The sequence below is a fragment of the Desulfovibrio sp. An276 genome (assembly GCF_002159665.1).
GTDB classification, from domain to species: Bacteria; Desulfobacterota; Desulfovibrionia; order Desulfovibrionales; family Desulfovibrionaceae; genus Desulfovibrio; species Desulfovibrio faecigallinarum.
Genome location: NZ_NFJC01000097.1, coordinates 1 through 632 on the forward strand (window position 1 = coordinate 1; position 632 = coordinate 632).

The 632-nt window shown below is 34.7% G+C and carries 2 protein-coding genes; both read right to left on the reverse strand.

Annotated features, from left to right (window positions below; all coding sequences use genetic code 11):
* On the reverse strand, positions 1-425 hold a 425-nt coding region (locus B5F76_RS14685), incomplete at its 3' end, for a transposase (protein ID WP_204218455.1).
* Positions 340-632: IS630 transposase-related protein (locus B5F76_RS14690; RefSeq protein ID WP_204218456.1), on the reverse strand; the 293-nt coding region annotated here is incomplete at its 5' end. The genes B5F76_RS14685 and B5F76_RS14690, both read right to left, overlap by 86 nt.

The following is a 632-nucleotide window of genomic DNA, read 5'->3' on the forward strand; positions in this document are numbered from 1 at the left end:
TGAGAACTTAAGTTATCTAATACTAGTGTATGTCCTGGTTTAATACTTGGAAGAATAAATTTTTCGAGACACTTTTCAAAAGTTATTCTATTTAGTGCTCCTGGAAAAATAACAGGGGATATATCGCCATTCAAGTTAAAAGACGCCATGAGTGTTAAAGTTTTCCAAGAACCAGGAGCAGAGTCGACACATCGTTTTCCTTTGTAACTTCTTCCATATTTTCGCGTCATATCTGTACGTGTCGCTGATTCATCCAAAAAATTCAATGCATAGAGATTAATTTCCAAGATTTTTTCAAGAAATTCTTTTCTGGCTGCAATTACTTCCTCACTGTCTTGCTCATCGGCATGCAGGCTTTTTTTTAAATGTAAATTTAATTTTTTGAATAGCCCTATGTACTGACGAAAGAGAACAATTTTTACCAAAATGCTCTCTAATCTCAGCAAGGGTAGCATCTACATTATTTTCTATAAATTCTGCCAATTGAGTCAATTCTTCTTCTGAAAATGCAGCAGCTCTATGCCCCCTTGGTTTTGCTGTATATTCTTCATTTCTACACCATTTACCAATTGTAACACGAGAATAACCAGTTACTCTGCTTGCTTCTGTTTGAGTAAATTTACCATTCTTAT